The 13676-nt window shown below is 50.2% G+C and carries 12 protein-coding genes; all 12 read left to right on the forward strand.

Annotation, left to right across the window (positions count from 1 at the left end):
* Positions 1 to 2: 2 nt before the first annotated feature.
* The 12 genes from GQF01_RS30490 (at position 3) to GQF01_RS30545 (ending at position 13672) form a co-directional block, all read left to right on the forward strand.
* Positions 3 to 494 carry a DinB family protein gene (locus GQF01_RS30490; RefSeq protein WP_161410828.1) on the forward strand — a complete coding sequence of 164 codons (492 nt, stop codon included), beginning with the start codon at positions 3 to 5 and terminating at the stop codon, positions 492 to 494.
* A complete protein-coding gene (locus GQF01_RS30495; protein ID WP_161410829.1) occupies positions 491 to 1030 on the forward strand; it encodes a GNAT family N-acetyltransferase in 540 nt (179 codons plus the stop codon). Before GQF01_RS30490 ends, GQF01_RS30495 begins: the two co-directional genes overlap by 4 nt.
* Positions 1027 to 2064: an LLM class flavin-dependent oxidoreductase gene (locus GQF01_RS30500; RefSeq protein WP_161410830.1), complete on the forward strand. Its 1038-nt coding sequence runs from the start codon at positions 1027 to 1029 to the stop codon at positions 2062 to 2064. Before GQF01_RS30495 ends, GQF01_RS30500 begins: the two co-directional genes overlap by 4 nt.
* Positions 2065 to 2095: 31 nt before the next feature.
* Positions 2096 to 3751 (forward strand): ABC transporter substrate-binding protein, encoded by a 1656-nt coding sequence (locus tag GQF01_RS30505; RefSeq protein ID WP_161410831.1) that lies wholly within the window; start codon positions 2096 to 2098, stop codon positions 3749 to 3751.
* A 13-nt stretch (positions 3752 to 3764) separates the two neighbouring features.
* Positions 3765 to 4694, forward strand: coding sequence for an ABC transporter permease (locus GQF01_RS30510; RefSeq protein WP_161410832.1), 930 nt, complete (start codon positions 3765 to 3767; stop codon positions 4692 to 4694).
* 54 nt (positions 4695 to 4748) lie between these two features.
* Complete coding sequence (locus GQF01_RS30515; RefSeq protein WP_161410833.1) at positions 4749 to 5642, forward strand: ABC transporter permease; 894 nt, start codon at positions 4749 to 4751, stop codon at positions 5640 to 5642.
* A gap of 12 nt (positions 5643 to 5654) precedes the next feature.
* Entirely contained in the window at positions 5655 to 7688 is a 2034-nt protein-coding gene (locus tag GQF01_RS30520; RefSeq protein ID WP_161410834.1) for a dipeptide ABC transporter ATP-binding protein, read from the forward strand.
* A 192-nt stretch (positions 7689 to 7880) separates the two neighbouring features.
* Positions 7881 to 8750, forward strand: coding sequence for a LysR family transcriptional regulator (locus GQF01_RS30525; RefSeq protein WP_161410835.1), 870 nt, complete (start codon positions 7881 to 7883; stop codon positions 8748 to 8750).
* A gap of 29 nt (positions 8751 to 8779) precedes the next feature.
* Positions 8780 to 9949, forward strand: coding sequence for an amidohydrolase (locus tag GQF01_RS30530; RefSeq protein WP_161410836.1), 1170 nt, complete (start codon positions 8780 to 8782; stop codon positions 9947 to 9949).
* A gap of 19 nt (positions 9950 to 9968) precedes the next feature.
* The gene (solA, locus tag GQF01_RS30535) at positions 9969 to 11111 is read left to right on the forward strand and encodes an N-methyl-L-tryptophan oxidase (protein ID WP_161410837.1); all 1143 of its coding nucleotides are present in this window, start codon (positions 9969 to 9971) and stop codon (positions 11109 to 11111) included.
* 11 nt (positions 11112 to 11122) lie between these two features.
* A complete protein-coding gene (locus GQF01_RS30540; RefSeq protein ID WP_161410838.1) occupies positions 11123 to 12463 on the forward strand; it encodes an LLM class flavin-dependent oxidoreductase in 1341 nt (446 codons plus the stop codon).
* 237 nt (positions 12464 to 12700) lie between these two features.
* Complete coding sequence (locus GQF01_RS30545) at positions 12701 to 13672, forward strand: oxidoreductase (RefSeq protein ID WP_161410839.1); 972 nt, start codon at positions 12701 to 12703, stop codon at positions 13670 to 13672.
* Positions 13673 to 13676 lie beyond the last annotated feature (4 nt).

A 13676-nucleotide genomic window follows, 5' to 3' on the forward strand; every position in this document is an offset into this window, starting at 1 on the left:
CGATGAGTCACTCTGACATTCAACCCTATTTGGATACGTATAACCAATTACTTAAGGCTGTAGAAGGATTAAGCCAGGAACAATTAAGTTGGAAAGAAGCCCCTGCTTCTTGGAGTGTAACGGAAGTTTTGACCCACCTAGCTGATCATAGTCTTGTTATTTCCTTCCGAATTCGTGACATTTTAGCGGGGACGACGGTTCGACTGCCTGCTTTTAACCAGGATGCTTGGGTCAGCGGACAAAAGGCGAATGACGGTTCGGCTGCCGATAATTTGACAATATTTCATCAGTTGCTCCGCTATAACAGTATTTTATTTCACCGTTTAAACGACGAAGATTGGCAAAAGACTGGTATTAATGCGAAAGGCGAGCCCGTAAGCATAACGAACATCATTCAGGGCTTTACGAAGCATGTATATAACCATCTGTCCCAAATCGATCGCATTAAACGCTCTTTGGCTCATGCTAACCAGCGAGAGGTGAGCTCTTCATGAGCGAAGTTTATCGCCTTGCTGAGTCCAGAGATGCCGAGAGGCTGTTGGAAATCATCTACGATGCGTATATCACAATACGCGAATTGAAGCTGCAATGGCCAGCGGCACATGCAGATTTGGCACTAATCGAAGAGAATATCGCGAAAAACGCCTGTTACGTTCTGGAAAATGACGGACAAATTGCCGCTACGTTAACCTTATCCAAGGATGCTATCAACAAGTGGCACTGGGAGTATCCCTTTCTCAAATGGTTCGCGGTCCATCCTGATGCGCAAGGCAGCGGACTCGGCACGAAACTGCTGACTTGGGTGGAGGAAGCGATCATTCGCGATGAGCTCGGAGCATCCGCAGTCACCCTTGCCACAGCAGAGAAGCATCCATGGCTGCTGGATATGTATGAGCGAAAAGGCTATGAGCGCATCGATGCGATTGACCGGGGCAATGGCGACGGCACGATGTATCTGCTGCGCAAAATTGTGAATCCTCACTTGCATGCTCAGAGAATTCGCCAGCATCGCCAAGGAGGCAGGTTATGAAATTCGCTTTATTCAGCTTAGTGATGAATATACGCAATGCGGTAACCGGTGAAACACTGACAACGCAAGAGAAGTTCCAGAATATTCTTAAACAGGCGATTTATGCGGAAAAGCTTGGTTTTGATGCCTACGGTATTGGGGAAAGACACGGACCTCCGTTTCTTTCTTCCTCACCGGCTGTGCTACTGACAGCGATTGCTGCGCATACTTCGCGCATTCGTCTGCTGACGACGGTGGCGGTGCTAAGCGTCCTCGATCCCGTTCGCGTAGCTGAAGATTATGCAACGCTGGATCACCTATCGGGAGGCCGCTTGGAGCTCATTATCGGGAAAGGCAATGACCCCCGGCATTATCCGTTATTTGGCATCAAAGAAGAAGAGCAATGGGATTCGCTTGCTGAAAGATATGCCCTGCTCAAACGATTATGGAGCGAAGAAAATGTCAGCTGGGAAGGCAAATATCGTCCCCCGTTGCGGGAGGTTACCATTTTGCCTAGACCCTTTCAGCCTACGATTCCGATCTGGCACGGCAGTGCCTCATCACCGCTCTCTACGGAGCTGGCCGCCCAATATGGCGAACCCATTTTCTCGTCCAATACGTTTCATCCTTTACCAAAGTACAAAGCGTTGATCGATCACTACCGGGAAAGATGGGCTTATTATGGGCATGATCCCAAGGATGCAACCGTTGGAGCGGGGGCAGGCACTTTATACTTGGCTAAAACAACAGAAGAAGCTATCCGCCGATTTCGTCCGTATTATGAAGCCTTTCATTCCACGGATTCAGCTAAACATAACCAGTCGCCTTTTACTAATTTGGAGGATAACTTAGCAAATGGGCCACTGCTAGTGGGCAGTCCTGAACGTGTTATTGAGAAAATATTGACCTATCAGGCCGCTTATGGCCATCAGGTCATGTCGATAAGTGTGGACGGTCTAACGGAAGCGGAGCAGCATGAGCAGATGGCATGGTTCGCGTCTGAGGTTGCGCCAGTGCTTCGCCGGGAGATTGCAAGCAGCGTTTGGTCAGCTTAATCTATTTATTTGACATAGGAGTGTGCGCACAATGAGGAAATTACGTTATATACCGGTCACACTGCTGCTGGCAGCTGCCATTACAGTTATAACGGCCTGCGCAGGAACCGGAGGCTCAGGAAGCCAATCGGCATCATCTGCAAGTTCGGTCAATGCTGCAGGGAACGGACAGGCGGCAAGCGGAGGTGAACTCTCCTTTGCATTGGCAACCTCGCCGGATTCACTTGATCCGCACCGCAGCGGTTTAGCCGTTGCCGTCAGAGTATTCCGGACGATCTATGACAATCTGGTCGTGCAGCTGCCGGATAACACGATCAAACCATGGCTGGCAACAGAATGGTCGATTTCGCCGGATGGTAAAAGCTACACCTTCAAGCTCCGTAAAGATGTGAAATTTCAGGACGGGACACCTTTTAATGCAGAAGCTGTGAAGTATAGCTATGATCGTATTCTTGATCCAGCTACGAAAGCAGCCAATGCTTCTGCCCTGCTGAAGCCATACAAATCATCGGAAGTCATTGATGAATATACCATTAAGCTCAATCTGGAGTCGCCATCTGTCGCGTTTCTCGGTAACTTAAGCCAGGCGATGCTTGGTATTGTATCTCCAACTGCTGCCAAGAAATACGGTGATCAATTCGGTAAAAACCCCGTGGGTACAGGGCCTTTCAAATTCGTCAAATGGGACGATAATTCCGAAATTAAAGTCGAGCGCAATCCGGATTATAACTGGGCCCCTGCACTGGTTGAGAATAAGGGCAAAGCCAATCTGGACGCGATTACGTTCAAAATTATTCCTGAAGAGGCGACACGGCTTGGCAGTGTGCAGAGCGGGCAGGTCACGGCGGCAGAAACGGTTCCACCGCAAAATATCGTGGCACTGAAAAACGATGCCAAGCTTCAGCTTCTGCAAGTAAACACAAGCGGCTTGCCGTATACGCTCTTTTTTAACCAAAGCAGAGCTCCTTGGAATGATGTGAAGGCGCGTCAGGCTGTGCAATCCGCGATTGATGTAGATTCCATTGTTAAGACACTATACCTGGGCACTTATCAACGTGCATGGTCGCCTTTGACACCTGGGATTTTCGGTTACGATGCTTCGCTTGAAAATAAGATAAAACCGGATCTTGATAAAGCAAACCGTCTATTTGATGAATTGGGCTGGGTGAAAGGGGCAGATGGTGTACGCGAGAAAGACGGCAAAAAGCTAACACTGCATTATGTAGATGGTTCACCGAATCGGGAGAAGCGCAATGATATTGCCGCCATCGTTCAGCAGCAGCTTAAGAAAGTTGGAGTTGCCGTCGAAGTCGAGATAACGAAGGATGTTCAAAGTGTCATTTATACAGCTCAAGCCTACGACCTCTATGGCAATAGCCAAGTGAACTCCGATCCTGTTGCCTTGAATTCGTTCTACCACACAACAGCACCGAATGCTCGTCCTTCGCTTTCTCATTTATCAGATCCAGCTGTTGATAAGCTGCTTGAGCAAGGAGTTGTGGAAGCGGATGAAGCGAAGCGTAAGGATATTTATAAGAATGTGCAGCGTTATATCATCGACAATGCGGTGATCATTCCAGTTTACATTTTCCCATACACCGTTGCAGCCTCAAAAAATGTAAATGGTATCAAATTTGATTCCTTAGGCTATCCGCTGTTCAACGACGCGTCGATCCTCAAAAAGTAAGGAGGCCGTTCGGATGGTTAACGCAATTGTAGTCCGATTCATCAGTTCTTTAGGCGTTATTTTGGGTTCTTCGGTTTTGGTGTTCTGTGTTCTTTATGTGCTGCCTGGAGATGTTGTGATGAATATGATCGATCCGAGCACGATGAGCCCTGAAGCGATTGCGAATTTACGTCATCAGCTAGGTGTAGACCGACCGTTTTTGGAGCAGTTTACGACCTATTTCGGCCACGTGCTTGCCTTGGATTTCGGTAAATCATTAGTGAACTCAGAGCCTGTTCTGCCCAAAATTATGACGCACTTCCCAGCGACACTGGCCCTTACAGCCGCAGCTTCGCTGATCTCCGTTATTGTTGGCCTTGTGCTCGGGGTGTTGTCGGCGATTCATCGCAATAAACCGATTGATATCATCGCTAGAATGGTCGGATTGTTCGGTATTTCTATGCCAACTTTCTGGTCAGGGATTTTGCTTATTCTCTTATTTTCTGTGTTTCTCGGTTGGCTGCCTGCGATTGGCTCTAGCGGCTGGCAAACGCTGGTTCTGCCTGCGGTTACACTCGGCATGCTAGGGGCGGGTTTCATTGTTCGTATGGTTAGAAATGCCATGCTGGAAGTACTTGGAGAAGCCTTCATTACCACGCTTCGCGCTAAGGGGCTGCTTGAGCGCTCTGTGATGTACCGCCATGCGCTGCGCAATGCCCTCATTCCTGCGGTTACCATGCTGGGGATTCTGCTTGGCGAGATGCTCGCTGGCACGGTTGTTATTGAGACGGTATTCTCGCGTCAGGGCATCGGCAGAATCATTGCGGATGCCATTATGGCGAAGGATCTGCCGGTTGTGCAGGGGGTTATTTTATTCTCGGCCATCATTTATGTCCTGGTGAATCTACTCGTCGATATCTCATATGCCTATATTGACCCCCGGGTCAGGCGAGTCCAGAGTTAAGTTTATGCTTGCGAAGTCAGTATCCTAACGAAAACTTTAAGGAGGATGATGAGGATGAGAGAAGCTGTCAATGCGAAACCCCTGTGGCGTATCAAACGAGCCGGGCTGACCATTCAACGTAAGAATCTGAATCTCAGCCCTTCACGGTTCATTTTATATGCGTCAACGCTTGTTGTTGTATTTCTCATCATTTGCGCCATCGTGCCTAGGTGGATTGCGCCTTATATGCCGACTGACATGCAAGCGGATCAAATCTTGCTGCCTCCCGGCGGTGCTCACGTGTTAGGGACGGATTATTTTGGCCGGGATGTCTTCAGTCTTATTGTGTATGGCGCCAGGGAGTCTCTATTCATCGGTTTTGCTTCTGTTATTGTCGGAGGACTTCTGGGAGGACTGATCGGTGCCTACGCGGGGTATTTCGGGGGATGGACAGACCGTGTGCTGATGCGGTTGAACGATATCGTGATGACAGTTCCCAGTGTACTATTGGCACTCGCGATTGCTGCAGCGCTTGGGCCTGGGCTTTGGAATATCATACTCGCTGTTGCATTAGCCGCAGTTCCTAACTATGCGCGTGTCATGCGCGGGCAGATACTTAGTGTCAAAAATCGGCCATTCATTACCGCTTCCCGATCCATCGGGGCGACACAGCTTTCTTTATTTGTGAAGCATGTTCTGCCTAATTCCTTATCTCCGCTGCTGGTTATGGCGGCTATAGGTGTGGGAACATCGATACTGACCGGGTCCGGTCTTAGTTTTCTGGGGCTTGGCGTGCTAAAAGAAATACCGGATTGGGGCGCCTTGCTTTCTCAAGGCAGGGGTTATTTAACCGTAGCTTGGTGGATATGTACGTTTCCGGGTTTGGCGATTACGCTGTTCGTACTATCGATCAATGTCCTCGGCGATGAACTGCGCGATGCGCTTGATCCCAAGAAACGACAATCCTAGGAGGGAGCAGGGATGAGTGCATTGTTATCTGTAGATCAGCTTGGCGTAGAATTTGCTGTAAATCGGAATGTGATGCAGGCTGTCAGCGATATAAGCTTTTCCATTCAGGCCGGTGAAATCGTGTGTCTGGTCGGCGAGTCTGGAAGCGGAAAGTCCGTTACTTCCAAAGCCATCATGCGCTTAATTGAACATGAGAACGGGACGATTACTTCCGGCACTATCAAGCTCGGTGATGTCGATGTTACGACGCTTCCGCAGCAAGAGCTGCGTTCTTTGCGGGGGAAGAGAATTGCAATGGTTTTTCAAGAGCCAATGGCGGCTTTTGATCCTGTCTTTACAATTGGCAGTCAAATCACAGAAACAATTAGGCGGCATGATCGCCGTATCACGGCCCGAGAGGCAGAGGAGGAGGCTGCCCGGCTGCTTCAGCGAGTTGGCATCCCAGAGCCGAAACTTCGGCTTAAGCAGTATCCAGGCGAACTCTCTGGCGGGATGCTGCAGCGAGCTATGATCGCGATGGCTCTAAGCGGCAAACCGGAGCTGCTGATCGCAGATGAGCCGACAACCGCTCTGGATGTGACGATTCAAGCGCAAATTCTACAGCTCCTGCACGAGCTGAGAAGTGAGTTTAATATGTCCATTCTGCTGATTACACATGATCTTGGGGTTGCGGCAGAGATGGCAGACCGGATCATTGTGATGTATGCCGGACAAATCGTCGAGGAATCGGCGGCTGTGGATCTATTCACTCAGCCAAGGCATCCATATACGCTGGGGCTGCTGCGCTCTATTACAACATTAGACAGTGATCGCTCTCAGCCCCTCTATGCAATCCCAGGTTCGATACCTGGTATGAACAATCTCCCGTCGGGATGCCGTTTCCATCCCCGCTGCGCCTATGCGACAGAATTGTGCACCCGTGAGGCGCCGGCGCTGGAGGAGAAGGGCGGCCGTCAATCGGCTTGCTGGTATGCTGATCAACTGCCGGAACTGCGGGATACCGGGGTATCGGAGCTGGTTTCAGGAGTTGAAGTTCGCGAGCGTCCTGTTCTTGATGAAGATAACTCTAAGCAGGAGGCGGTATCGCTCATTGAGCTGCGCCATGTTACGAAGCATTACCCGCTGAAGAGTTCTTTTCTTTCAAGAGACCGGAAATGGATTCAAGCTGTCGATGATGTATCTTTCACGATTCGAAAGGGCGAGACATTCGGTCTGGTCGGCGAATCGGGCAGCGGCAAGTCGACGCTCGGACGGCTGCTGCTTCATCTGGAGAAGCCGACTTCCGGTACCGTTTTATTCGAAAATCAAGATCTAGGCACATTGTCAGGCTCTATGTTACGCCAGCAACGGAAGGATATGCAGATGATCTTCCAAGATCCTCATGGCTCTGTTGACCCCCGCTGGAAGGTAGGAGATATTATTGGCGAACCTTTTGCCGTGCATGGGGGCAGGAAGGGGAAGGAAAAGAGAGAATCCGTAGAGACATTGCTGCGCCTTGTTGGACTTGATCCGAAGGCCTATGACCGTTATCCGCACGAGTTTTCTGGCGGACAACGGCAGCGTATCGGCATCGCGAGAGCGATTGCTCTGGGGCCAAAATTCCTACTCGCTGACGAAGCGGTTTCGGCTCTTGATGTATCCGTTCAAGCGCAGATTATTAATCTGCTGCAAGAACTGCGTAAGCAGCTTGACCTTACGATGCTGTTTATCGGTCATGGTTTGCATGTTGTCAGGTATGTATCTGATCGTATCGGCGTCATGTATTTAGGGAAGCTGATTGAAATTGCACCCAGTGAACAGTTATTCCGCCATCCGGCGCATCCATATACAAGGGCGCTGGTGGCTTCCATCCCGGTTCCCGATCCGCTTCGGCAGCACTCGTTCCAAGCGATTGAGGGGGAGATTCCGTCACCGGCTAATCCTCCATCAGGCTGCAGATTCCGCACAAGGTGCCCTGCTGCTACCGTAAGATGTGCTGCGGAAGAGCCGCAATTCCGCGAAGTGGGTCAAGAACATTTCGTGGCTTGCCATGACCCTTATTTTTAAACTTGTAAATTCCGATTGACATACTTGGTATTTATCGGTAAAGTATAGAATAATTCAATAGCTGTCAACCGGGCAGCCGGAGACCTGTGAAGCCTTATATCTGCATGTTCGTCAGATGAAGGGCTCGGAGGTCTTTTTGTGCTTGGTTGCTGACTGACTTATCTTATTCTATTTGGATCTGGGGTACCGCGTATGAATATTGAAAATATCGAGGCGTTCGTTTATGTGTACCACTATGGCAGTTTTAATAAAGTGGCGGAAGTTTTGTTCCTGTCACAACCATCGGTCACAGCCCGGATTCAATCACTTGAACGGGAGCTGGACATTCGGCTGTTCGACCGACTAGGTAAACAAGTGCAGCTGACAGAGAAGGGCAGGCAATTCCTGCCTTATGCACAGCAGTTGCTGCAAGTGTATCAGAAAGGTAAGCAGCACATTCAGCGTCAGCGGACGGATCCGCAAGAGCTTCGTCTGGGCTGCACAGTGTCTGCTTCCAATTATATGCTGCCGGAATTGCTTCCTAAGTTAAAAAGTCAGTTTCCGGGACTTCAAATCAAATTAACAACAGCGACGACCGACGAAATTATGTCTAAAGTTCTGAATAAAGAGCTCGATATCGGTTTCGTTCGGAACATTAGCCATCCTAATCTACATTCGGTCAAATATTACGAAGATCCTATTCGGTTATATGCTTATGCGGATCATCCGCTGGTAGGTCAAAAAGAGGTGCCTCTTGACTTGATCGTCGATCATCCCTTTGTCTTTTTTGAATGCGGTTCGCTGGATTGGCTGAGAATTCATAGGCTTTTTCAAAGCTTGGATAAACCTCCGGCAATCGAAATTCAAACGGATAACGCGGAGACTGCCAAGAAGCTGGTTATGAACAAGGCTGGATTATGTTTCCTCCCTGGACTATGTGTCAATAAGGAAGTGCGTGATCAGCTTCTACACCCCGTAGATTTAGCTGGGGTTGCGAGCGTCGCTCTGCAGACGAATTTAATCAGTTTGAATGGCGAGCAATCGGAGATTCTACAGTTTTTTCTTGCGAATCGCACCGGGTAACTAAGGTCAAATAAACAGTAGGAGGCATAATGACAGCAATTCACGTCAGCAAGGAAAGTAGATTTCAACAAAAACTGGTTGCTATCAGGCGTCATCTTCATCAATACCCAGAGCTGTCGCATGAGGAATTCGAGACAACGGCGTTTATCCGAAGCACACTCAAGGCGGCGGATATCCGCATTGTTTCGGAATTCAAACTGGAAACAGGTTTGATTGCTGAAGTCGGCGGACTGCACGGGGGGCCAACCCTTGCGTTGCGGGCGGATATCGATGCCCTGCCGATTCAAGAAGAGACTGGCCTCAGCTTTGCTTCCAAGCATGGAGGCAAAATGCATGCATGCGGTCATGATTTTCATACTGCCGCATTAATAGGTGCAGCTTTGCTTTTAAAAGAGAGGGAGCACGAGCTGGCTGGCAGCGTTCGATTGGTATTCCAACCGGCGGAAGAGAAGGCAGCGGGGGCCAATAAAGTGATTAAAACCGGGGCACTTGAAGGGGTTAAGGCGATCTACGGCATGCACAATAAACCGGATCTTCCTGTAGGTACGATTGGCATTCGTTCAGGGCCACTGATGGCTGCTGCTGACGGCTTTCTCGTAGAGCTGGAAGGCATTGGCTCACATGCTGCCGTACCAGAAGCGAGTGTAGATCCGGTTGTAGCTGCCGCTTATCTGGTTACGGCTCTCCAGTCGATTGTCAGCCGTAGTGTAAGTCCGCTTGAGAGCGCCGTTGTCAGCGTAACGCGACTGCATACAGGGACCGCCTGGAACATCATACCGGAGAAAGCTATTTTGGACGGCACGGTGCGGACATTCGACAATGACGTGCGAACCCGAGTCAAGCAGCGCTTCGGTGACATTGTAACCGGCGTCGCTGCTGCCTTCGGGGCTCAAGCTTCCTTCCGCTGGCTTCAGGGACCGCCGCCCGTGCACAACGATGCGGCACTTGCTGAAGCGGCGGCTAAGGTAGCTGAGCGGATTGGTCTTGAGGTCATGGCGCCGAAGCCTTCCCCGGCGGGTGAAGATTTTGCTTTCTACCAGCAGCAAATACCAGGATTTTTTGCCTTTATAGGAACTTCAGGACCTCATGAATGGCATCATCCTGCTTTTGATATCGATGAACGAGCATTATCCGTCTCTGCCTTATTTTTTGCTGAGTTGGCGGTTGATGAGCTGAAACGGTTCGCTGCGGAGCGGTAGGCTTTGGAGGAGGTCTGGCATGAGAAATTCGTTTGAAGTGATCGTTATCGGAGCCGGATCCATGGGCATGAGCGCAGGTTATTACCTGGCTAAGCGGGGGATTCGCACCTTGATGATCGATTCGTATGATCCCCCGCACGAGAACGGGAGCCATCATGGCGAGCCGCGGTTAATCCGTCATGCCTACAGCGGTGGGATGCCCTATATTAACTTGGCGCTTGAGGCAGATCGTTTATGGAGGGAACTCGAAGCGGCCAGCGGGCATAAGCTGTTCGTTCGCTCCGGCGTACTCAATATGGCCGATCGTTCTGCGGGTAAATTCATAACGAGGTTGCCTGGTTGCAGTGAAGCAGGCGTTCAAGTGGAAATGCTCGATGCCTCAGAGGTTCACCGGCGCTGGGCAGGAATCACATTGCCTGAGTCTTATGAAGCCATGTATGAGCCGAATGCTGGCTATCTATACAGCGAGCAATGTATCGCTGCGTACCGCAAGCTTGCTTTGGCCGAAGGTGCCATGCTGCTGCCTTATAATCCGGTTCAGCATATTCAAGCTGACGGAGCAGGCGTCCGTGTTCGTACACGCGCAGGAGAATTCTCTGCGGATCAATTGATTATAACCGCCGGGGCCTGGTTCAAGAGTTTAGAGCCTTTCGTCACGCTGCCGATTCGGGCGGTTCGCAAAACCGTGGGTTGGTTTGGGACTGGAGTCCATTTATACGATGCGGGAATTTTTCCCGGATTTACCCTCGAAACGAATGAGGGAGGGTATTACGGTTTTCCGAACATTGGCGGCGCTGGCATCAAAATCGGCCGCCACGACGGAGGATTGCCTTGGGCTCCAGGAGAGCAGGCAGCCCCCTTCGGTCATCTGGAAGAGGATGAAGGTGACTTGCGCCGCACGTTATCTGCATTCTTACCTCAATCAGCAGGGGAGCTGTTACGAGGAGCGGTCTGCAAATACGAGTTAACACCTGATGAGGATTTCATCATTGACCGGCATCCGCATTATGCGAATGTTCTGCTGGCTGGCGGGTTCTCAGGGCATGGATTCAAATTTGCAAGTAGCGTCGGTGCGCTGCTCGCCGATCTTATTCAACAAGTGTCCTCTACAGCGGATCTGAACACCTTTTCACTTTCACGTTTTAATCATATAAAGTCCTAGGAGGAAGAGACATGAGCAAGAAAAAGATGAGATTAGGTGCAATCCTACACGGAGTAGGAGGAAATATTTCTGGATGGAGACATCCTGATGCGATTACAGATGCTAGTGTGAATTTTGAACTGTATAAAAAATGGACGCTGAAAGCCGAAGAAGGCAAGTTTGACTTCGTTTTCATTGCGGATGGTCTATACATTACGGAGAAATCCATTCCTCATTTTCTAAATCGGTTTGAACCTATCACCATCCTAAGTGCTTTGGCTGGAATTAGCTCCAAAATCGGTCTTGTAGGGACATTGTCAACATCCTATAGTGAACCTTTTACAGTTGCCCGGCAATTCGGCTCTCTGGATCTAATTAGTGGAGGCAGAGCGGGTTGGAATGTCGTGACATCGCCATTAGAAGGCTCAGCGCTCAACTATGGCAAGAGGGAAGACCAGCATCCGGCTCATGCGGAGCGATATCGGATAGCGAATGAATATTTGGAAGTCACAACAGGATTATGGGATTCCTGGGAAGACGATGCTTTTGTGCGTGACAAAGAAAAAGGCGTATTCTTCGATCCATCGAAGCTGCACACCTTACATCATAAAGGCGAGTTCTTTTCTGTCAAAGGGCCGCTTAACGTGGCGCGTTCTAAGCAAGGGCAGCCTGTTATCTTTCAGGCAGGTGCGTCGGAGGACGGCAAGAATTTTGCCGCTAAAGTGGCGAATGCCATTTTCACCGGTCAAGAGACGTTAGAGGATGCCAAGCGCTATTATGATGACGTAAAAGGACGTGCCAAAGCATTGGGGCGCAATCCCGATGACATCGTCATCCTCCCGGGCATAGGGCCAATCGTGGGTCGGACCCAGGAAGAAGCGGAGCGTAAATATGAGGAAATCGCCAATCTCACATCGATCGACAAAGCGCTGGATTTCCTCGGCCGCTTCTATGAGCATCACGATTTCTCGCAATATCCACTGGATGAGCCATTCCCGGAGCTGGGTGATCTTGGCCGCAATAGCTTCCAGAGCGCAACGGACAAAATGAAAGCATGGGCCAAAGCGGAGGGACTAACGCTTCGCCAGGTAGCCCTCCAAGTGGCCACGCCTAAGCCGACATTCCTGGGAACGCCGGAAGTTATAGCGGATAAACTGCAGGAATGGTTGGAGGAAGGCGGAGCAGATGGATTCATTGTTGGCCATGCAGCACCGCAAGGTCTTGAGGACTTCGTTGAACTTGTCGTGCCGATTCTGCAGGAACGTGGTCTGTTCCGCGAAGAGTATGAAGCAGATACACTAAGGGGAAATCTTGGGCTGCCGATACCAGAAAACCGCTATACGAAGCAAAATCAGACAGTTGTACAGTTATAAGAAGACCGGGACTCCCTATGGGGTCCCGGTTTGTTGTTTGTTTACGATGAGGAAAGCTTGAGAATCATATACGGATACGCGCTGCGCTTGCAGCGAAATTTCAATAAGCTACCGAGGCAGCCGAATAGAAGGCTACTTGCGCTGGAGTTCACTCCATGCGTTAAGATGCAGAAGCAACACAATGAGGACATTTCGGATTGCCAGAAGCAGTAGCTCTAAATTAGGAGGAATAGGAAGATGAATACAGAGAATAATGACCAGGTTACCCCTCAACAACCGATCCATTCCGGGTTCGGCGCCCAATCAACAGCCCGTGAAGTACTTGAAGGAATTGATTTAAGCGGGAAGACGGCCATCGTGACTGGCGGGTACTCAGGCGTTGGACTTGAAACAACCCGTGCTCTGGCTGAAGCAGGTGCGACAGTCATCGTACCCGCGCGTACGCCAGAGAAAGCTCGCGCATCGGTTGCAGGAATTCCGCGAGTTGAGCTGGCGGAGCTGGATTTGATTGATCGTGATTCTATCGACGCATTTGCCCAGCAGTTTCTGGAGTCTGGGCGAGCGCTCGATATCTTGATCAATAACGCGGGCATCATGGCTCCGCCTTTGGTACGTGACAAACGTGGCTACGAATCCCAATTTGCGACCAATCATTTGGGACACTTTCAGCTGACTTTGCAGCTTTGGCCAGCCTTGAAGCAAGCGGGCAGCGCCCGAGTTGTCTCGGTTTCTTCAACTGGCGTCCGCTTCGGAGGCGTTAATTTCGAGGATATTCATTATGAGCAGCAGGAATATGACAAATGGAAGGCATACGGCCAGTCCAAGTCGGCTAATGCGCTTTTTGCTGTTGCACTGGACAAACGGGGGCAAGCACACGGAGTTCGCGCCTTCTCCGTTCATCCTGGCAGAATTATGACCGATTTGGTTCGTTTTATGTCAGATGAGGAAAAGGTTGCCGCTAATGGGGTATTCAAAACGGCTGAGCAGGGAGCTGCTACGAGCGTATGGTGTGCGACTAGTGCACAATTGAATGGGAAAGGCGGCGTCTACTGCCTGGATGTAGATATTGCTGAAGTTGTTCCGGCGAACGCTCCGCAAGGGCTGAGTCAACTCATAGAAGGTGTATTTCCCTGGGCGATTGATCCAGATTATGCAGAGCGACTGTGGCAAGTTAGCGAGGATATGACGCAGATAAAGTTCAGCGACTGATCTC

The organism is Paenibacillus silvestris (assembly GCF_009882985.1).
GTDB lineage: Bacteria > Bacillota > Bacilli > Paenibacillales > NBRC-103111 > Paenibacillus_E > Paenibacillus_E silvestris.